Source organism: Enterococcus aquimarinus (genome assembly GCF_001885765.1).
Classification (GTDB): Bacteria; Bacillota; Bacilli; order Lactobacillales; family Enterococcaceae; genus Enterococcus_I; species Enterococcus_I aquimarinus.
In genome coordinates this window covers 22,755-44,127 of sequence record NZ_JXKD01000006.1, presented here as the reverse complement: position 1 = coordinate 44,127, position 21,373 = coordinate 22,755, and the positions used below count along the sequence as shown (strand labels likewise).

General features: G+C 35.0%; 15 protein-coding genes. All 15 read left to right on the top strand.

The window, feature by feature from the left end:
• Positions 1 to 6: 6 nt before the first annotated feature.
• The 15 genes from RU93_RS05720 to RU93_RS05650 all read left to right on the top strand — a co-directional run bounded on the left by RU93_RS05720 (position 7) and on the right by RU93_RS05650 (position 21,351).
• Positions 7 to 1,449 carry an alpha-N-arabinofuranosidase gene (locus RU93_RS05720; protein WP_071874745.1) on the top strand — a complete coding sequence of 481 codons (1,443 nt, stop codon included), beginning with the start codon at positions 7 to 9 and terminating at the stop codon, positions 1,447 to 1,449.
• Between the two features lie 399 nt (positions 1,450 to 1,848).
• The gene (locus RU93_RS05715; protein WP_084131208.1) at positions 1,849 to 4,845 is read left to right on the top strand and encodes an extracellular solute-binding protein; all 2,997 of its coding nucleotides are present in this window, start codon (positions 1,849 to 1,851) and stop codon (positions 4,843 to 4,845) included.
• Between the two features lies 1 nt (position 4,846).
• Positions 4,847 to 5,728, top strand: a complete 882-nt coding sequence (locus tag RU93_RS05710; protein WP_071874654.1) for a carbohydrate ABC transporter permease — start codon at positions 4,847 to 4,849, stop codon at positions 5,726 to 5,728.
• A 14-nt stretch (positions 5,729 to 5,742) separates the two neighbouring features.
• On the top strand, positions 5,743 to 6,612 hold the full coding sequence (locus tag RU93_RS05705; protein ID WP_245785373.1) for a carbohydrate ABC transporter permease: 870 nt from the start codon (positions 5,743 to 5,745) through the stop codon (positions 6,610 to 6,612).
• Between the two features lie 10 nt (positions 6,613 to 6,622).
• On the top strand, positions 6,623 to 8,674 hold the full coding sequence (locus RU93_RS05700; protein WP_071874652.1) for a hypothetical protein: 2,052 nt from the start codon (positions 6,623 to 6,625) through the stop codon (positions 8,672 to 8,674).
• Positions 8,661 to 11,036, top strand: a complete 2,376-nt coding sequence (locus RU93_RS05695; RefSeq protein ID WP_071874651.1) for a DUF5696 domain-containing protein — start codon at positions 8,661 to 8,663, stop codon at positions 11,034 to 11,036. Before RU93_RS05700 ends, RU93_RS05695 begins: the two co-directional genes overlap by 14 nt.
• Positions 11,033 to 11,980, top strand: coding sequence for a carbohydrate ABC transporter permease (locus tag RU93_RS05690; protein WP_071874650.1), 948 nt, complete (start codon positions 11,033 to 11,035; stop codon positions 11,978 to 11,980). Before RU93_RS05695 ends, RU93_RS05690 begins: the two co-directional genes overlap by 4 nt.
• Positions 11,981 to 11,990: 10 nt before the next feature.
• On the top strand, positions 11,991 to 12,959 hold the full coding sequence (locus RU93_RS05685) for a carbohydrate ABC transporter permease (protein WP_071874744.1): 969 nt from the start codon (positions 11,991 to 11,993) through the stop codon (positions 12,957 to 12,959).
• Positions 12,960 to 13,014: 55 nt separating this feature from the next.
• A complete protein-coding gene (locus RU93_RS05680; RefSeq protein WP_211272564.1) occupies positions 13,015 to 14,445 on the top strand; it encodes an ABC transporter substrate-binding protein in 1,431 nt (476 codons plus the stop codon).
• A 121-nt stretch (positions 14,446 to 14,566) separates the two neighbouring features.
• Positions 14,567 to 16,009 carry a glycoside hydrolase family 43 protein gene (locus tag RU93_RS05675; protein ID WP_071874648.1) on the top strand — a complete coding sequence of 481 codons (1,443 nt, stop codon included), beginning with the start codon at positions 14,567 to 14,569 and terminating at the stop codon, positions 16,007 to 16,009.
• 284 nt (positions 16,010 to 16,293) lie between these two features.
• Entirely contained in the window at positions 16,294 to 16,704 is a 411-nt protein-coding gene (locus RU93_RS05670; protein WP_071874647.1) for an alpha-L-arabinofuranosidase C-terminal domain-containing protein, read from the top strand.
• 2 nt (positions 16,705 to 16,706) lie between these two features.
• A complete protein-coding gene (locus tag RU93_RS05665; RefSeq protein ID WP_071874646.1) occupies positions 16,707 to 16,943 on the top strand; it encodes a DUF6171 family protein in 237 nt (78 codons plus the stop codon).
• Positions 16,944 to 16,956: 13 nt separating this feature from the next.
• The gene (locus RU93_RS05660) at positions 16,957 to 18,165 is read left to right on the top strand and encodes an arabinan endo-1,5-alpha-L-arabinosidase (protein ID WP_245785372.1); all 1,209 of its coding nucleotides are present in this window, start codon (positions 16,957 to 16,959) and stop codon (positions 18,163 to 18,165) included.
• An 8-nt stretch (positions 18,166 to 18,173) separates the two neighbouring features.
• Entirely contained in the window at positions 18,174 to 19,418 is a 1,245-nt protein-coding gene (locus tag RU93_RS05655; RefSeq protein WP_245785371.1) for an alpha-galactosidase, read from the top strand.
• A gap of 1 nt (position 19,419) precedes the next feature.
• A complete protein-coding gene (locus tag RU93_RS05650; protein WP_071874644.1) occupies positions 19,420 to 21,351 on the top strand; it encodes a glycoside hydrolase family 127 protein in 1,932 nt (643 codons plus the stop codon).
• Positions 21,352 to 21,373: the final 22 nt, after the last annotated feature.

Genomic DNA, 21,373 nt, shown 5'->3' with positions numbered 1-21,373 from the left:
AAAAAAATGAATATTCAAGTGTTAAATAACAAAAATGGTCCCACAATTAGTAAATACATTTACGGGCATTTTGCCGAGCATTTGGGACGTTGTATCTATGAAGGTTTATACGTCGGGGAAGAATCGAGTATTCCGAATGTAAATGGGATGCGAATCGATGTCGTAGAAGCGCTAAAAAATATTGATATCCCTGTTTTACGTTGGCCAGGAGGATGCTTCGCTGATGAATATCATTGGAAAGATGGCATTGGTCCAAAAGAAAATCGTAAAAAAATTGTAAATACTCACTGGGGTGGTGTCACAGAGAACAATCACTTTGGGACGCATGAATTTTTCGAGCTTACGAAACAATTAGGTTGTGAAGCCTATATTAATGGAAATGTTGGAAGTGGTACGGTTCAGGAGATGCAAGAATGGGTCGAGTATATGACAATGGATGGCGAATCCCCGATGTCTGCGTTACGAAAAGCTAACGGCCGTGAAGACTCTTGGAAAGTGAAATTTTTTGGTGTCGGCAATGAATCATGGGGTTGTGGAGGAAACATGCGTCCTGAGTACTATGCAGACTTATATCGTCGTTATCAGACATATGTCCGTCAATATGGCTCGGATAGAATCTATAAAATTGCGTGTGGTCCTAACATCGATGATTACCATTGGATGGAGGAAGTGATGAAGATTGCCGGTCCATGGATGGATGGAATCAGCTTGCATCATTATGCCTTAACAGGTGCCTGGGAAGATAAGGGCCCTGCATTGAACTTTAAAGAAGAACATTGGTGGAGTTTAATTTCGAGTGCTTATAAAATGGACGAACTGATTGCTAAACATTCAACGATTATGGATAAATACGATCCTGAGAAGCGAGTAGGTTTAATCGTAGATGAGTGGGGATCTTGGTTAGCAGTTGAGCCGGGAACAAATCCAGGATTTTTATATCAACAAAATACGATTCGTGATGCGATGGTAGCAGCGATTACGCTGAATATCTTCCATAAACATGCCGAACGCGTTTATATGGCGAATATTGCACAAACAGTAAATGTACTCCAATCAATGATACTGACAGAAGGCGAAAAAATGGTGAAAACGCCGAGTTATTACGTTTTTGAATTATACAAAAAACATCAAGACGGTGAATTGATTGATAGTTATGGAGATAAGAATGATACGGTTTCGTATACTGTTTCTAAAAAAGAGAATCAATTAACCATCTCGATTTGTAATTATTCGTTGACTTCTTCAGAAGATTTGACCTTTACTTTAGATGCTGTACCTCAATTTCAAGAAGCAAATTATATTGCGGGTGAGAAAATGGATGATCATAATGATTTTGATCAAGCAGAAAGAATTCGCTTACTTGCATTCACAAATTATGAAATCAAAGAAAATAAAGTGAACATGACAGTGCCAGCGATGTCTGTGACAACATTAACTTTAGAAATCTAAATTTTAATACTTCTCAATGGAGATTCAATTGATACATGAGTCAATTGAATCTCCATTTTTATTTGTGCTTTGTCAAATCAAGTGCTATCGTTACTATCCGCAAATTTTATTTTGACACTGATCTAGGTTATTTAACTATTATGAAAGATCATTTTCTTTTGAATAAAATGATGAATAGATAGTGTTCATACTTGCTAATGTCAATTTACTACGATAAAAATAGGCGCTTTTTATCCAAGTCACGCTCTAGTTATCAGGAAGATATATGCCAGAAGATAAATCTATATTAATGATTGGAGACAGTCTATATACTTTTAACGATAATATTTTTGTGTATAGGATTATTATAGAAGTATTGCTAAGAAGCATTAATTTCTCAAACTTTTAATATTAACATTTATGTTAATATTAAAAGTTATAGTGCCTTATAAATTAGCAATAATATTGTTGACAGCGCTTTATTTAAAGTGTAATATTTATTTAAAGAGAATAGTTAAGCGTTTTTATTTATTATTAATTAACAACACGATAAATGATGTAGGGGGATTATTTATGAAAAATAGCAAAGAAGAAAAACTTCTGCAATTTTTATGTATGTTTTTTTTAACATTCTGTTTATTTTACTATGGAAATGTAAATGGTTATGCGGATGATACGCAAGTAGAGAATTATAAATCTTTTAGCGAGAAGAATAAAGAAGCCAACTATTTCGATGGAGAGAAATTGACCATTAAAAGTGAGATGGTGATCACCCCAGGAACCAAAAAATTAATTTCAGTGAATGTTCCCTCAGCAGGATTGTATTTTTTAGGCTTTCATTACTCGATTCAAACAGAAAGTATACTACCGACTCAAGTAGAGCTAAAAATAAACGGGAAATCACAGTACCAAGAAATGAAGAACTTACAATTTAAGAATACATGGATTCCTGAAGAAATATTGAGTACCGATAGATATGGAAATGAAATGTCTCCTGAGGTAGATCCATTAAATGAAACTCAATTTACTTATTTATCAGACATCAATGGCTATAGCGATTTCCCTTTAGCAGTTTGGTTTGAACAGGGCAGTAATGAATTGGAATTATCAAGTATTGAAGGTGAGCTGAGCTTAGAGTCGATTGAATTAAGTGCAAAAAATGATATCAACCGATTGAATTTATCAAAAGATCTTACAGAAGACCCCACTGGAAACCATCAAATTACGGTAGAAGGCGAAAAAAATGTAACGCAAAATTCATCTTCCATACGACCAAATGGTGCATTCGATGATTATCTAACACCGTATGATTCTCGTAAAAGAGTAATGAATTTTTTGGATGGTATGTCATTTTCGAATATCGGCGATCAAGTAACATATGAGGTAGACATTCCAGAAGATGGGTATTATTATATCGCTTTGAATTATCGGCAAGATACAAAAATCGATTTCCCAGTATTTTTAAATATTGAAGTAAACGATGAAATTCCATCTGAAAGCTTTTTATCACAACCTATTCCGTATACCTCTTCTTTTTCATCCTATACATTCAAAAAGAAAGAAACAGATCAAAATGTTGCAATTTATTTAGAAAAAGGGACACAGAAATTAAGTTTAGAAATCACTACAAGTCCAACAGGTGAAATATTAAGTAGAATTGCAGAAATAATTAAAGAACTACAGTCATTATCCTTGAGTATTGATAATTTACTAGGAAGTAGCGTGGACAAGAATAGAGATATTAATCTAGAAGAATATCTTCCAGGAACAATGAGTCAATTAGAATCCTGGATAATCGAATTAGAGGATTTTGAAAAACAAATCCAAGCACTTGCTCAAGTTGATAAAACGCCAGGTGCATTTACACAAATCGTAACGGTCAGAAAGCAACTAGAATCGCTATTAAATGATCCACGGAGACTAGCGAATAGAACAAATGAATTGTCAAAAGATAGTGGATCAGCAGCAGCGAATTTAGCTACACTCTTACAAGAGTCAAATCGAAATAATTTATCAATCGATCAAATCATATTTTATCAAGATAGTCTGACACTTAAGAAACCTAATGTTTTTTTGAAAGCGATTAATTCTGTTAGAAGATTTACAAATTCTTTTAACGAGCAAGCATATGCTGTTAACGTTGAAAAGGAAGATGAGAGCGTTCAAGTTTGGGTGAACCGACCTCGCCAATATGTCGAGTTAATGCAGAGAATGATTGATCAAGATTTTACAGAAAAAACAGGCATAAAAGTAGATTTATCGATTATGCCGGATGCGAATAAGTTAATTTTATCAAATGCCTCAGGTAATGCGCCAGATGTTGCACTAGGTGTGAATTATGCGATGCCATTTGACATGGGAATACGAGATGCACTAGTTGATTTATCTGATTTTGAAGGATTCGATGAATTAATTGAACAATATCCTTCGAAATTATTAACACCTTCAACCATTGGTGAGAAAGTTTATGCAATTCCAGAAACAATGAATTTTTATGTCCTGTTTTATCGATCGGATATTTTAGAATCGCTCAATTTAGAAGTTCCAGACACGATGAATGAATTAATTGAAATGTTACCTGCTTTGAACCAACGAGGAATGAGTGCCTTTTATCCTACTGCTACATTAGGAACATCATTTAAAATATTCCCTTGGACGATGCCGATTGTTTATCAAAATGATGGTGAATTCTATACAGATGATATTCTCAAATCAGGAGTGAATCAGGATAATACAGTTGAGGGATTACGACAATTAACGAATCTATTTACAATATATAATATGCCAAAAGATGTTCCTAGTTTTTATCAACAATTCAGAGATGGCTCGACCCCAATTGGAATTGCCGATTTTGGGAATTATAATTTAATTTTAAATGCAGCACCTGAAATAAGTAATGTTTGGGATATTGCTTTGATGCCAGGATATGAAAATCAAGAGGGTACAGTTGAAAGATGGTCATCCGGAGGTGCAGAGAGTTCGATTATGTTTGAAAGCTCAGAGAATAAAGAAAATTCATGGGAATTTATGAATTGGTGGCTTCAAAGTGATACTCAAAAAGATTTTGGAACGGGACTACAGACTGTTTATGGCAAGGAATATATGTGGAATACAGCTAACTTAGAAGCGTTTCAAGATCTACCGTGGCCGACAACAGATAAGGATGTTATTTTACAGCAATCACAATGGATTAACGAGGTTCCTAGAGTTTTAGGAACATACATGGTAGAACGCGAAATAAGCAATGTCTATAATTCTGTTGTAGTAGATGGCAAAAATTTGAGAAAAGCAATCGACTTATCTACCAAACGGATTAATCGTGAAACACTCAGAAAATTAGAAGAATTTGGATATTATTACGATGGTGAATTAATTCAGCAATATCCAATGCCTGTAGAAAGAAAGGAACAGGAGTAATTTGAAAAATAACAGTAAACGAACACCTTATTTATTTTTATTACCCTATGCTTTGATTTTCTTAGTATTTATCATTATTCCTGTAGTAATTGCGATTGGTTTATCATTTACAAACTTCAATACAATCCAACGACCGGAATTTGTAGGGTTCTTAAACTATATTAACTTGTTGACGCAAGATGAAATATTTATGCAGTATGTCTTGCCGAATACGATTGCTTTCGCAGTTATTGTGGGTCCAGGGGGATATATCTTAGGATTCCTCTTAGCTTGGGTATTAGCACAGTTACCAAAAATTCCACGAACTATTTTAGCACTGATTTTCTATTCCCCGTCAATGACATCGGGAGTTGCTATGACAGTTGTTTGGAGAATATTATTTAGTGGAAATTCGTCCGGATATATTAATAGTATCTTGATGCGATGGGGGATTATCGATACACCCATTATTTGGACAGTTGACTCGAATCTAATATTGCCAATTATGATTTTAATTGGTCTATGGGGAAGTATGGGAGTTGGATTTTTAGCAATGATGGCAGGTGTTTTAAATGGCGATGAAGAACTTTATGAAGCAGCAGCAATTGATGGTGTAACAAATCGATTTCAAGAATTAATTTACATTACGATTCCATCGATGAAACCTCAAATGTTATTTGGTGCTGTTATGGCGATTGTAAACGCTTTTTCTAACGGGTTAATCGGTACACAATTAACAGGTGCAAATCCCGTTACTAGTTCCTATGCCGGACAGTTAATTGTTAACCATATTGATGATTACGGATTTTTAAGGTATGAAATGGGCTATGCCGCAGCGATATCAGTTGTTTTATTATTGATGATTTATGTGTTTTCAATATTTGCTAAAAAATTATTTGCATAGAAAGGAGCACTATAGTGTCTGTTAGAAGAAGTGGAATCAATCCAAAAAAATTTGAAAAGAGTCAAATTAAATTTTATATTATTTTAGCTCCTTTTATTGCATTTATGTTATTGCCTATTATTTTTATTTTTAATCATGCTTTTAAACCAATGGAAGAATTATTTGCCTTTCCTCCTAGATTCTTTGTTCAGCGTCCAAGTTTGGAAAACTTTAATAACTTGTTCAAAGCAGCGGAACTATCCAATATTCCGCTTTCTAGATATATATTCAATTCCGTTATAGTGACGGCTGTTGTGGTAGTTGTGTCCGTGTTTATCTCAGCGTTAGCTGCTTTTGCCCTTTCTAAAATGGATTTTAAAGGGAAATATGTAGGAATGGAAATTAACAATGCGGCATTAATGTTTGTTCCGACAGCTGTGATGATTCCTCGTTATTTAGTTATTAACTTTATGAACTTAGAAAATAATTATTTAGGACATATGTTACCACTTATTGCGATGCCAGTCGGATTATTCTTAATTAAACAATTTATTGATCAAATTCCAACAGAACTGATTGAAGCAGCAGTGGTGGATGGGGCCTCCCAATTTACGATTTTTATAAAAATAATTTTACCTTTGACAAAGCCTGCAATCGCAACGGCAGCATTACTTATTTTTCAGGCAGTCTGGAATAATATTGAAACGTCACAATTATTTATGACGACTGATTCCCTGAGAACATTAGCGTTTTATTTAAACACATTTGCCTCTCAAACCAATAACGTAGTCGGGCAGGGAATTGCCGCAGCAGCTTCTCTCATTATGTTTTTACCAAATCTAATTTTATTTATTATTTTACAAAGTAGTGTAATGAATACAATGTCTCATTCAGGTCTGAAATAGGGGGGATAAAGTGAAAGTTCATAAAATATACCAACAAATTATTCCATCACTCGTATTATTCTTCTTCTTACTTGGAAATACCGTCGAGACTGTCGCTGATGATGTGTTTAAAACGTTTACTGAAAATGGTTATAGCGAGATGGTACAAACACAAGATGCCTATTTAGCTAAGAATACAATCTCTGTTTTTGATGGACAAACTTTTAATAAGCCGATGGATATGAAGTTTGGTATCCACGATGAAATCTATGTCGCAGATTCTGGGAATAACAGGATCGTTGTTTTGACAAAAGAGGGAGAGTTAATTCGTATTATAAAAAATGAATTATTTGCTCACCCAACAGGTATTTATATTAACGATCAGGGACATTTATATGTTGCAGATGATGCTGCGAATAAAGTTTTTGTTTTAGATGAAAAGGATGAAGTTATTCATATATTTGAGAAACCTAATGTCCTCTCTTTTGGGGAGAAAGCACCATTTTCTCCGACGAAAGTAACCGTTGATAGCAGAGGAAATGCGTATGTGTTATCTAGAGGAAACAACAACGGATTAATTATTTTGAATAAGGATGTAGAAGGTGAATTTCTTGGTTATTTTGCACCTAATGCAACTTCTAACAGTCTTCTGACGACATTTCGAAAAATGATTTTTTCAGAAGAACAATTAGATAAGATGTTAGGAACGACTCCTGATAGTGCAACAAATTTGAATATCGATAGTCAAGGACTTATCTATACAATTACGCCTAATGAAAAATCCAAAAATGTTATTAAAAAGCTAAATATGGGTGGAATCAATCTTTTAAAAGGAAACTATGTTTATTTTCCAAGTAGTCTAGCAATTGGCGAAATTGATAATATTTTTACAATTGGAGAAGATGGTTATATTTATGAATACACCAGTGAAGGCGAATTTCTTTTCATGTTTGGTGGTAAGGATGACGGGAAGCAAAGAAGAGGATTGATTGGAAAAGGATCGGGAATTCTAGTTGATAGTGATGGTTCAGTCTATACATTAGACGAAAAGAAGAATGAAATTCAAACTTTCATTCCTACTCAATTTTCTCAAACATTACATGAAGCATTGGCTTTATATCAAAAAGGTCGTTATGAGGAAAGTAAAGAACCATGGTCAGAAGTGTTAAGAATGAATTCCCAATTTGATTTTGCAAGTTTAGGATTAGGACAAGCCTATTTTAAAGAAGAGAATTACTCACAAGCGATGGTTACTTTTAGAGATGCTAAAGACAAGGTGGGTTATTCAGACTCTTTTTGGGAAATTCGAAATATTTGGATTCGAAACAATGTAATTAAAATTCTTGCCATAGTACTTATTCTTGTAATGATAGTATATTTATTTAAAATATTTGGCCATCGATTTAAATGGACACGTATAGTCTCTAACCAATGGAATAAGTTATTATCCTTTCGTTTGGTCCAGCAAATTCGATTTTTAAAATACTATATGTTACATCCTCTCGATGGCGCTTATGGTATTAAAAAAGAATTTAAAACGAGTAATTTATCAACGGCTATCACTGCCATTATTGCGCTATTCATCTTGATTATGAATAAATATTTTACAGGTTTTATTTTTAGTACGGTGCGAGAGGGTACCTATACTTTATTTGCAGATATCATCTTTGCAGTTGTGATTTTTTCTGCAGTAATCATCTCAACGTATCTCATTTGTACAATAACAGATGGTTCTGCATCATTCAAATTTCTCTTTCATGGCTTTATCTACAGTTTGGCACCATATTTGTTAATCAAGCCTTTTGTAATCTTTGCAAGTAATATTTTAACTTTAAATGAAGTGTTTTTATTAACATTTACGAATGCAATTATCTATGTATGGATGGCGGTATTGTTCTTTTTAACAATTAAAGAGTTAAATGAATTTACTGTTTTCCAAACAATGAGGACCATTTTCTTAAGTGTGTTTGCCTTATTTATTGCATCTTTAGCGTTATTTATTTTGTACTCATTATTCCAACAATTGTTCTCATTCTCAACATCACTATACGGAGAGGTGGTACATCGCATTGAAAATCAATAAATTTATACGCAAAAACTTCCGCTTACTAGTGTATGTGTTGTTAGTCACTTCTGTTACTATTTATTTGTTTTTTTCAACAAGTGGAAGTAGTCAAAAAAATATAACAAAACCAAATAGTAATATGATAACTGAAGAATTGGTGGATCCAGGTGAGGAGACAGAAGAAACAGACAATACGTTAGAAAATCCAGAAGAAATTGTAGAAGCGCCTGTATATGACGTGACAGCTGATCAAGATGAAACTGAAAATCGAATGGCCATAATCGCAGGAAATCCAACTGAAATTGAGGATCATTCAATAGTTGCTGAAAATTCAGATTATCAACTTTTCTTGAAAGAAAGTAATTTATCAATCATTATTCGAGAAAAAAAAACAGGAGCAGTGATGTATTCTACTGTTAAAAATCCAATTAAGAGTAACGAGAAATGGCGTAATTTTGTAACTTCAGGAGTAGTGGTGGAATACTTAGTCGGAACGAATATTGTTTATAGTCAAGCCGACATGAATAGTCCTCAAGTTAGTAAGAAAATCACGCCACAACCAGATGGTTTTGATGCGGCGATTTCTTTTGACGAACTAGGAATTCAATTGCTTTTAAAAGTGAAAATAAATGAACACGGTTTGCAAGTCGAAGTTCCAGCCGAATCAATTAAAGAAGACAATGCTCAGTTTAAAATTGGAAACATGTACTTGTATCCTTTCTTAGGATACTCAAAAGTAGATGAAGAAGAAGGATATATGCTGATTCCTGATGGATCGGGAGCATTGATTTCGTTAGAAGATCACCACGGACAGTTTAACCAACCTTATTCCGAACCTGTCTATGGCACGAATTATGGTATTGACGATCCTTATGTTTTATCGTTAAAAAATGAGCAGGTAACAACGAGTCAGCCCAATATGGTCACAGCTCCTATATTTGGAATGATCCATTCAGAAAAGAAATTCGGCTTTATCGGGATTATTCAAGATGGTGATTATAATGCTCGTATTGAAGCCTATCCTAATGGCGCGATTTTACCGTATAACTGGATTACCTCTAAGTTTACATATCGTCAATTTTTTAATCAGTCTACAAGTAAGGATAGCGGCACGATGGTTGTCCAACAAAAAGAGAGAAATCAATTTGATGCAAAGATTCAATATAATTTTGTAACAGGAGAGGACGCTGATTACGTAGGATTAGCCAAACGCTATCGAGATTATTTGCTAGAGAATAAAATGATCACGAAAAGTGTCAATGATCAAGAATTTAAAATCAAGCTCGATTTTCTAGGTGCAGAAGTTAAGCAAGGAATGATTTCAGATGAAACGATTGCAATGACCCCATTTGATGATGTTGACTATATTCTAGAAGAATTAACAAGGAATGATGTCGAGAATATTAATGCTGTGTTAAAAGGTTGGCAATCAAAGGGAATATACGGCGGATATGCTCAAAATCAATACAATGCAGAAAAATCATTGGGTGGTAATGAACGTCTCAATCAATTGCTTGAAAAATATCATTCGAAGATACCAATTTATTTATACGATGATGCCTTACGATTTAATCCTGCTACGCAAAATGGAACGTGGTTTAATATCGTAACAAAATTAAATAAAAGAACACTAGTAGAAGAAGTTTATGGGAGTCATTTTGCTAATTTTAACTTCTTACAGCCTCAAGAATCATCTGATTTATTAATGAAACGACTCAGTAGTCAATCGATTAGTGGTTATCCGGGTATTTTACTAGATGGTATAACCAATCATTTATTTTCTTATTATGCAAAGGGGATTGAATACGGTAGAGCATCTACGTTGAACGACTATGAAAAATTAATAGAGGGAATCTCTGAAGACAACAAGTTAATGATGAGTACTCCGATCCAACCTCTATGGCAATATGCGACTAGTTTTGTTGATACGCCAATGTCATCATCTAGTTACGTTTTTGAAAAAGAGGCAGTACCGTTCTTCTCAATTGCATTACGAGGAATTGTAACTAGATACTCCGAATATGGTAATTTTAGTGCGAATAAATCTGATTTTAAGCTTCAATTAATAGAGCAAGGAGTAAATCCAGCCTTTTTATTAACGATGCAAAATCCAAGTGAGTTAAAAAATACGAATTCATCCAACGTTTATAGTTCTCAATTTGACGATTATAAAGAAGAAATCATTGCTTTATATCAAGAGTTATCACAAGTAAACCAAGAGATTGGCGATACAGTCATTGAAGAATATTCAAAAATGAATAATCAAGTCTCCGTTTATTTTGAAAATGGGAAAAAATTGTTATTGAATTATGGTGATGAAATGGAAACTGTGGAGAACGTAGCAATACCTCCTCATTCTTATAAGGTGGTGCAAGAATGAAAAGAAGAAAAAATTTAAAAAATCGTAAGGCGAAATATGGGCTGTTTTTCATCCTTCCATGGCTCATTGGATTTATTATTTTCGTTATATGGCCATTAATTCAATCTTTTTACTTCAGTATGAACGTCATTCGAATGAGACCAACAGGCCGAGTGTTTAATTTTGTTGGTTTTAGTAATTATCAAAATGTTTGGTTGAAAGATATGTTGTTTGTACAAGAGCTCATTTCATTTTTAGTTAGTACATTATTAAGAATACCAGTTATTGTGGTGTTCTCACTGATGATTGCCCTTTTATTAAATCAAAAAATCCAATTTAAAGGGACATTTCGAACAATTTTCTTTTTACCAGTAGTTGTTGCGAGTGGTCCGATTATGAATCAATTGATCACGCAAGGTGCCACAAGTATCCCGATGATTAATCAAGGAGCGATTAATACGATTTTGAATACGTTTTTACCAATCTGGTTAGTGAATCCTATTTCTGATTTATTTTCTCAGATTATAGTCGTGTTATGGTACTCAGGTGTTCAGATTTTAATATTCATCGCAGGCTTGCAAAAAGTTGATCGAAGTCTATACGAGGCAGCAAAAATTGATGGTGGGTCTGCGTGGGAATGTTTTTGGAAGATTACACTCCCAATTCTAAAGCCAATGATTTTTCTAAACGCCATCTATACGTTAATCACCTTAGCAAATAGCGGACAAAATAATATTATCAACTTAATTTACAGTAATATGTTTTCAGCAACAAGAGGATACGGCTTTGCTTCTGCAATGGCATGGATGTACGCAATTGTAGTATTAACAATTCTAGGGATAATTGGCTTGTTGCTAAAAGATTCACCGAATTCTACCTATGTATCAAAGAAAAATAAACCGCAACAATCATTCTTTCAAAAATTGAAGCTGAAAAGAGGTGTAAGCGATGCAAGAAAGTCGTAAGAGGAAGGAGATGCTGAATGCTCCAGTTTCTAAGCAGCAAATTAAAGAGAAGTGGTTAAAAATTAAAAATCGATTACTAGGAACAAATTCTAAGCAAGGATTTCTGATTCAACTACTGATTTACTCATTACTACTCACAATCGGCTTTATTTATTTGTACCCGCTAATCTATATGCTATCGACGAGCTTTAAATCGTTGAACGATTTATTAGATACGTCGATTAAATGGATACCCTCTAGTTTTTACTTAAAAAACTACCAACAAGCCTTTTCGGTAATGAACATTAAAGAATCGCTCTTGGGAAGTATTGTCCTTTCTTTCGTTCCAACTTTTTTTCAAGTGATTAGCACAGGATTAGTTGGATATGGATTTGCCAAATATAATTTCCCTTTCAAGAAAACATTGTTTTTTTTAATGATCTTTAGTTTTATCGTCCCACCACAAATTCTAATGATGCCTACGTATGTTTTATATAATGATTTGGGATTGTTAGGTTCATTAAAGGCATTTGTGTTGCCTGCAATGTTGGGCCAAGGGATAAAAAGTCCGATTTTTGTGTTGATCTTTTATCAATTTTTTAAACAAACGCCAATTTCTCTATATGAAGCAGCAGAAGTAGATGGCGCTAGTGAGTGGACAATATTTTTTAAAATTGCGATCCCGATGGCAGTACCTGCGATTATCATTGTTTTTTTATTCTCATTCGTCTGGTATTGGAATGAAACATATTTAGTTAATTTGTATCTCGGAAACGGAAGTGGATCTCGTAGTTGGACAACAATGTTAACCCAACTTCAGAATTTTAAAAGTAATTATGAAGCACTATATCCTGTCACTGAAAGTGGATCGAATAAACTCAATGAGGGTGTTACGATGGCAGGAACGATGATCACGCTTATTCCTCTGCTACTGACTTATTTCGTTCTACAAGATTATTTTGTCGAAAGTGTGGATCGATCTGGTATAACAGGAGAATAATTTTCTTAAGGGTTTATGTATTCGTTTAACTATAAATGATTATGGAGGAATGGAAATGAAATTCGATAAATATTTAAAATTGGGAATTGGTTTAGCTTTAAGTGCTACAGTACTAGCCGCTTGTGGAAACTCAGATGCAGAAGAAATAGGGGAAAAATCGAGTTCCGGAGTTGAGGCAACGGGTGAATTGGCTTCGATGACGGAAGAAGAAATTACGTTACGTTTTGCTTCGTGGGAAAATCCAGAGTTACAACAACATCTAGCAAAAGATTTCATGGAAAAATATCCTAATATTACGGTAGAACTTGTGACAGTTGACCAAGAAAACTGGAATGATGGTTTAACAAACTTAGCCAATACTGGAAGCCTACCCGATGTATTTTGGTATCAAGGAAATGTCGATGTTCCAATTGTGAATGGTTGGCTAGGTGATATGACAGAGCAATGGGAAGCGGATCCTGAGTCTGCTGAAGTCTTAACAACCTTGCAAGAAACAGGATATATCGATAATGAAAGAAAAATGGCCGCTGCCGTATTTTATCAGCCTTTTACTGTTTTCTTAGATGAAAATGTATTTAATAAACTAAATGTTGAGATGCCTAGTCAAGACTGGAAGTATTCAGAAATGATTGACTTAATGAAGAAAATGACGGTTCCTGAACAAGAGATTTTTGGATACAATGATTATACGAAGTTAGTGACAATGGGACCAATTGTTCAAGCAGACGCGATCGGTGAGTTCGGTTGGAATGGCGAAAAATTCGATATGACAACTTACTGGGCAGAATCAATGACACAACAAGCAGAATTAGTTCGTACAGGAGTTCATGCACCATTTTTTGATACAGATGAAGCAGAAGCTGCTTTTGGCGATCGTTTGTTATGGGCGGCTAGTACTGGACGTATTGCAACGCAACTAGACGCGTGGTGGACGAAAGATTTGTTTGCAACAGATGAATTTGTTGATAAAGGAATTAAGTGGGTACCATATCCAGTTCCACAAGGAGACAATGCTACGACTAGTAATAAACCAGGCTTTGTTGATTTTGGAAGCGTATCCTCGGCTACGGAATATCCAAGAGAAGCATATGAATTACTCAAATTTATGGGTTGGGGTAAAGATGGATGGAATTCTCGACTAGAAGCCTATAAAACGTTGACAAATGATGATGGTTCCAAATTATTTACTTACCCATCAGGATTACCTTTAACCCAGGATCAAGCCATCTGGGATGCTGTTGCGGCAGAATTGCCTGATAATGACTATTACAAAAATTATTTGGAGTATGTTAAAGAACCAATCCCATTAGGTGGAGCTGTGATTCCAGGATTCCAAACATTTTTAGAAGAAGTTTATTTTGGTGGCGAATATGGCGATGTTGAAGCAGCCATTATTGCTGGAACAGTTAATGCTTCCGATATTGCAGCGGAGTTAACGGAGAAACTAAATCAATATTACGAAGAGGCGATGGCAGAAATATTTTAGTCGATTAGTTTTACCCATATGGTAAACCTCTTACTTGTAGTTTAAAAATTAGGTGACTAATCTAACGGAATATCGCTAGGTTAGTCATTTTTATGAAGGAATCTATGAAAGGTGGATAGCCATGAAATCAAAAAAGTCTGTTTTAAATTTTTTGATTCTAATACTCATTTTTTTGACAGCTTGTGACACGAATCAACCATCAGAATCATTGATTACGCCACCTGAATTTAAGAATGTAGCAGTTCATGATCCATCGATTATTGAAGTAGAAGAGTCATTTTATATCATCGGGTCACATTTACAAGCTGCAAAAAGTGAAGATTTATTGAAGTGGGATTTAATTTCGAAAAGTGTAAAAGAAAATTCTTTTTTTGAAGATATTCAGGCTGAATTTAAAGAGGAGTTTGAATACGCCCAAACGGATACTTTCTGGGCATCGGATATTATCCAACTAAAAGACGGAAGATATTACATGTATTATTGCTTATGTCGAGGAGACTCTCCTTTAGCGGTGTTAGGTGTCGCAATAGCAGAGAATATTGAAGGGCCTTATAAAAAAGAGGAGTCATTTTTATACTCCGGTACTTCTCCACAATTTGGAGAGGTATACGATGCCACAAAACATCCGAATGTGATTGACCCACATGTTTTTTATGATAATTCTGGAAAACTTTGGATGGTGTATGGTTCTTATTCGGGTGGAATTTATATTCTAGAAATGGATGATACCACAGGATTACCATTAGATCGGCAATCATATGGCAAGAAGTTGATGGGAGGAAATCATAGTCGAATTGAAGGACCATACATTATTTATAATCCGACAACAGAATATTATTACTTATTTGTCTCGTTTGGTGGTTTAGATTCTACGGGGGGATATAACATGCGTGTCTCTCGTTCAAAAAATCCAGATGGACCTTATGAGGATATCGAAAAACAATCGATGGAGAAAGTTAAAGGCGGATTTAATACTTTTTTTGATGATGTAAGCATTGCACCATACGGTAATAAAATTATGGGGAATTTTACATATGAACAAAATAATGGGATGACGCATGAAGGGTACGTTTCGGCTGGCCACAATTCAGTTTATTATGATGAGATAACAGGACAATATTATTTAATTTTTCATACACGATTTCCCAACCGTGGTGAGAATTATGGTGTCCGTGTGCATCAGCTCTATTTCACTGATGATGGATGGCCAATTGTAAATCCGCTTCGATATTCTGGTGAAGAAAATGAAAATATATCAAAAAAACAAGTTAAAGGATTCTATAACGTGCTTGCAACGACTAAAGAGATTACTGAATCAATTTCGGAACCTTCACTTGTAGAATTTAAATCAAATGGGAAGATTAAAGGCGATTATGATGGTGAGTGGCAATTTAAAGAGAAAGGTGAAAGTTCCTATATTACTATTGAAGATACGAAATACAAGGGTAAATTTGTAGAAAGTTGGGATGAAACACAAGAAAAAATAGTTCTGACATTTACAGGAGTATCAGAGACTGGACTGCCTGCTTTTATAATTGAAACAGATCATAATAAAGAGGAGTAACATTGAATGTTACTTTCATAGATAGAACGCTTAAAAATCAGCTCTAAAAAGGATCAAATCTATTTATTAAGAAGAATTTTGTATAGATAGGATTCAATTAGATTAAGGATGTCAGTACATTAGATAGGAAATTGAATGATTCAACTCAAAGTAATAAAAGTAAGGAACCATTCAGTTGTTTATTATGACGTGTTTCTGCTTTTAGGATAGATGTCGTGATTGTTTTAAAACAGTATAGAGATCAATAACAATAAGCCAATTATTAGTCAGAATATTTACGAACATTGAATGTTTTAAAATTAATACTATTGACTGAGGGTGGGAAAATGACAAAAACGTCTAGTTATTTTGTTTTTGAGCAACATGAAAAGCATCGAAATGGTAAATTGATAGATTGTTATAGAGATAAAAATGATACGATTTCGTATACGGTATCAAAAAAAAAGACAGAATTAACGATCTCAATTTGTAATGATTCGTTAACCTCGTCAGAAGAATTAACATTTTCTCTAGAAGGGGTACCGCGTTTAAAAGAAGCAAATTATATTGTAGATGAGGACTTTGAGCGACACAATCATGTTGATTATCCTAAAACAATGTCTAAACTGGATTTTACAAATTACGAAATCACAGGTAATCGAATTTACATTACCGTTCCGGCAATGTCGATCATAATATTAAGGTTGGAGGTGTAAACATGAGTTGCAAAGGATGTGACATTAAGGAGGAGGCTGCATCATTTGATGTCGAAGCGTTGATCGCTGAGCAATTAAGTGTTGAAGTGGATCTAGTATCAGAAGAAATACTCGTACAGCGACTTCAAAAATGTGAACAGTGCCCCTTTAAATCTAACCATACTTGTACAAAATGTGGTTGTTTTTATAAATTCCGAGCAAATTTAGCCATAAAAAATTGTCCGAATGGTCAATGGTAAGTAAATAAACGAGGTGAATAAGTTGATAAATGCTAAAAATGGTGTACATGATCCTACGATTATACAAGTAGAGGATAAGTACTATCTTGTATCCACGGATACGCAACAACCACTGACACAAGGTGTTCCTATCCGTAGTTCTAATGATCTGATTAATTGGACATTTGAGAAGACAGCTTTAAATGGAGTACCTGAAGGAGCCAGTATATGGTCTTCAGCAGAAGGATTATGGGCACCAGAAATAATATACGTTAATAAAGAATATCGCATGTATTATTCTGCTTCCACTTTTGGAAGTACGACATCCATGATTGGTCTAGCTTGCTCTGATCATCCTCTAGGTGAGTGGCATGATAGAGGAGAAGTGATCAAAACAAATGCTGAAATAGCAAATCATAACGCGATCGATGCGAATATTTGTTATGACGAAGAAGGTCACTCTTGGATGGTTTATGGTTCGTTTTTTGGTGGTATTTACCTTGTTCAACTAGATCACGAGACGGGAAAGTGTTTAAGGGAAAATGACTACGGAAAGTGTCTTGCGCTTCGGCCACAATCAGTCGAAGGCGCGATAGAGGGCCCTTATATTATTTATAATAAGAAAAGTAACTATTACTATTTATTCGTCTCGTTTGATTCATTAAATGACAGTTATAATATTCGAGTAGCGCGCTCTCGTAAAATTGATGGCCCTTATATTGATAGAAACGGCCGTTCTATGCTCGATATCCAAAGTGATCCTACCGAAATTGGAACGAAACTATTAGGTAGTTATCAGTGGATAGATGAAAACCCATTATATGGACCTGGTCATAATTCTATTTTTACGGATAAAAAAAATCAACAAGAATTTATAGTGCATCATATTCGGCGAACTCCTAGTACCGCAGATTTTTTCATGCAAATCCGATCACTGTTTTGGTTGGAGGATGGTTGGCCAGTTGTGGGGGCCACAGAATTTGACGGATCCGTTCAACGGATAGATGACAAAAGTGAACAGATTAGTGGACAATGGCAAATAATTCTGTTTAACAACCAATCGGAAGTGGTAAAAGCAAAACGGATGGTTATTGAAAATGGAAAGTTATATGATGAAATATGCAAAGAGGTATCTGATTTACATAGAAATATGATTTTTTATGAAACGTCACAAGGTGAAACATGCTTGACAGGAAGAACATTGAATGGTGCTGCAATAATAGGAAGGAAGATGAGTCAATGACCCTCGCAATGACACCACCCAAAGGCTGGAATAGTTGGGATGCTTATGGCGCTTCGGTAAATGAAGAGGAGGTACTCCGTAATGCTCGAATAATGGCTGATAAATTACAAAAATATGGCTGGGAATATATTGTGGTGGATATTCAGTGGTATGAGCCGCAAGCGAATTCATCAAGATATCATGATTTTTATCCGTTAGTCATGGATCAGTATAGTCGCTTATTACCCGCAGAAAATCGATTTCCAAGTGCTCAAAAAAATCTTGGTTTTAAGCCCTTAGCAGATGAAATCCATCGATTAGGGTTAAAGTTTGGGATTCACATCATGAGAGGAATTCCAAGAGAAGCTGTTCACAAAAATATGGCAATTAAAGGGACCAAAAAAACAGCACGAGACATCGCGTTAAATAATATTTGTCCCTGGAATTCAGACATGTATGGTGTCAATGTTGATTTGCCAGAAGGACAACTGTATTATGACTCCTTATTAGAATTATATGCCAGTTGGGGTGTTGATTTTATTAAGGTGGATGATATTGCAGACTCAAAAATTTATGGGTGTTCACATCGCAAAGAAATTCAAGCGATTCAAAAAGCGATTCAAAAAACAAATCGCGAAATTGTATTATCACTATCACCAGGTCCAGCCCATATCGAAGAAGGTCCTTTTTTACAAGATCAAGCCAACATGTGGCGTTTAACAGATGACTTTTGGGATCAATGGCCGCAACTATATCAGATGTTTGATAAATGCAGGGAATGGTCAGCGTTTATTCAGCCAGGTAGCTGGCCGGACTGCGACATGTTACCACTTGGTCATATTGGCATACGATCAGTTGATGGTGGCGCAAGTGACCGATATACGCGTTTTACAAAAAGTGAGCAGCGGACGATGATGACGCTGTGGTCGATTTTTCAGTCTCCTTTAATGTACGGAGGAGAATTAGCTGATTTAGATCCCTGGACTGAATCGCTACTAACAAATCCTGCAGTCAATCAGATGCATGGAACTTTAACATATCAGACAGAAATCTTTCGTGATCAAAAATGGATTGTATGGTGCGGTAAATCATCCGATAAAATATACTATGCCATTTTCAATGTTAGCGAAGAAGAAAGAAATGTCCCCTTACAGATAATTGATAAAGTATTAACTAAGAGAAGGTACCTGGACTTATGGGAAAATCAATTCATAGAAAAAGAAGTGATTTTGATTGAATCCCATGATTGTATCTTATTAGAAGAGGTGATTTAACGTGCAAGAGTTACCATTAAAACAAGTCGTGCTTACAGATTATTTTTGGCGCTATTATCAAGAATTAATTAAAGAAACGATTATTCCGTATCAGTATGATGTGCTAAATGATGCACTTGATATTGAAGTGGAAGCGGAAAGAAAAGATGACTATTTACCAAAAGGCAAAAGTCATGCGTTAGAAAATTTCCGGATTACAGCTGGTAAAACGCAAGGGGAGCACTTTGGTTGGTTTTTCCAAGATAGTGATGTCTATAAATGGATTGAGGCAACGTCCTATGTTCTTGTCAAACAAAGGGATACCGTGCTTGAAGGACTTGTAGATGAAGTGATTAACTTAATTGGAAGTGCTCAAGAAGAGGATGGTTACTTAAATACGTATTTTCAATTAAAATATCCAGAGTTAAAATATCGTCAACTATATTTTAGCCATGAACTTTATTGTGCGGGACATCTCATCGAGGCAGCCATTGCTTATGATCAGGCCACTGGTAAAAAAGAATTACTTGCGATTGCGTTAAAGTTGGTCGGAAATATCGAACAGTATTTTGGTGAAGAAGAAGGAAAAATTCAAGGAGCAGATGGTCATCAAGAGATAGAACTCGCCTTAGGTCGACTCTATGAACATACCGGAGAAGAAAAATATTTAACATTAGCAGCCTTTTTTATTGAGGTTCGAGGAAAAGATCCGTTGTTTTATGAAAAAGAGATTACCCAAAATATCGCGGATGGATTAACGACAGATAATCCGAATGTTGATTTACTCTATTTACAAGCCTATGATCAGCCTAAAAATCAACAAACTGCACAAGGGCACGCTGTCCGAATGTTGTATATGGCTGCTAGTATGGCAAAAATTGCCAATTTCCAACAAGACGAAAAGCTACTTCAAGCATGCCTAGCTATCTGGGAAAATATTACAACAAAGAAAATGTACGTAACGGGTGGTGTTGGTTCAACTGTTCATGGAGAAGCGTTTACGAGTGATTACGATTTACCAAATGATACTATGTACTGTGAGACTTGTGCGTCGATTGCGTTGGTTTATTTTGCTTATGAACTATACAAGATAGAACCTAAGACAGAATATTTTGAAGTCATAGAGCGAGCGATATATAACGGTATTTTATCGGGTGCTTCAGTCGATGGCACTCATTTTTTCTATGTCAATCCTTTAGAAGTTCAACCAGAAAGCTGCCACCATAATCCTGGAAAAGGACATGTGAAAACACAGCGGCCAGACTGGCTAGGATGCGCTTGTTGCCCACCGAACTTCGCCCGCTTAATTGGTTCCATTGGGAAATATATTTATAATCAATCTGAAAAAGGATTGTGGGTGAATTTATTTATTGGTAGTCAATTAAAGGGAGAATATTTTTCAATTGTTCAACAAACGAATTTCCCTTATGAAAATCAAGTGAAAATTTATTATGAAGGTGTCAAACAAAACGTCCATATTCGTATTCCTAAATGGTTACAAAATTTAACGGTGACAGGAATTGATGATTACGACTTAAACGAAGGATACTTACGTTTTGAAGCCTATCCTCAAATGGCGCTCGTTCTAACATTTGATCAACCCATCTTATCGATTAGCAGTAATCCTAAAGTCTCAGGTAATATGAATAAAATCAGTATACAAAGAGGACCTTTTATTTATTGTGCGGAAAGCATTGATAATGAAATAGATTTACATCAATATTTTATTAAAACCAAAAACATCTCCAAAGGAGTCGTTTCTCAAACGTCTGAGATATTGAATCAAACACTCACAATAGAAGTTCAGGCTAAAAAACAACAATCATGGACAGAAAACGTATTGTATCAATATAATCAAGACGTCATTTTCGAATCAAAAAGTTTAAAACTCATTCCATATCACTTATGGGGAAATCGAGGAGAAACCGAAATGCGAGTTTGGTTGAATTGTTAGAAGTAAAGTGACTATCGATCAT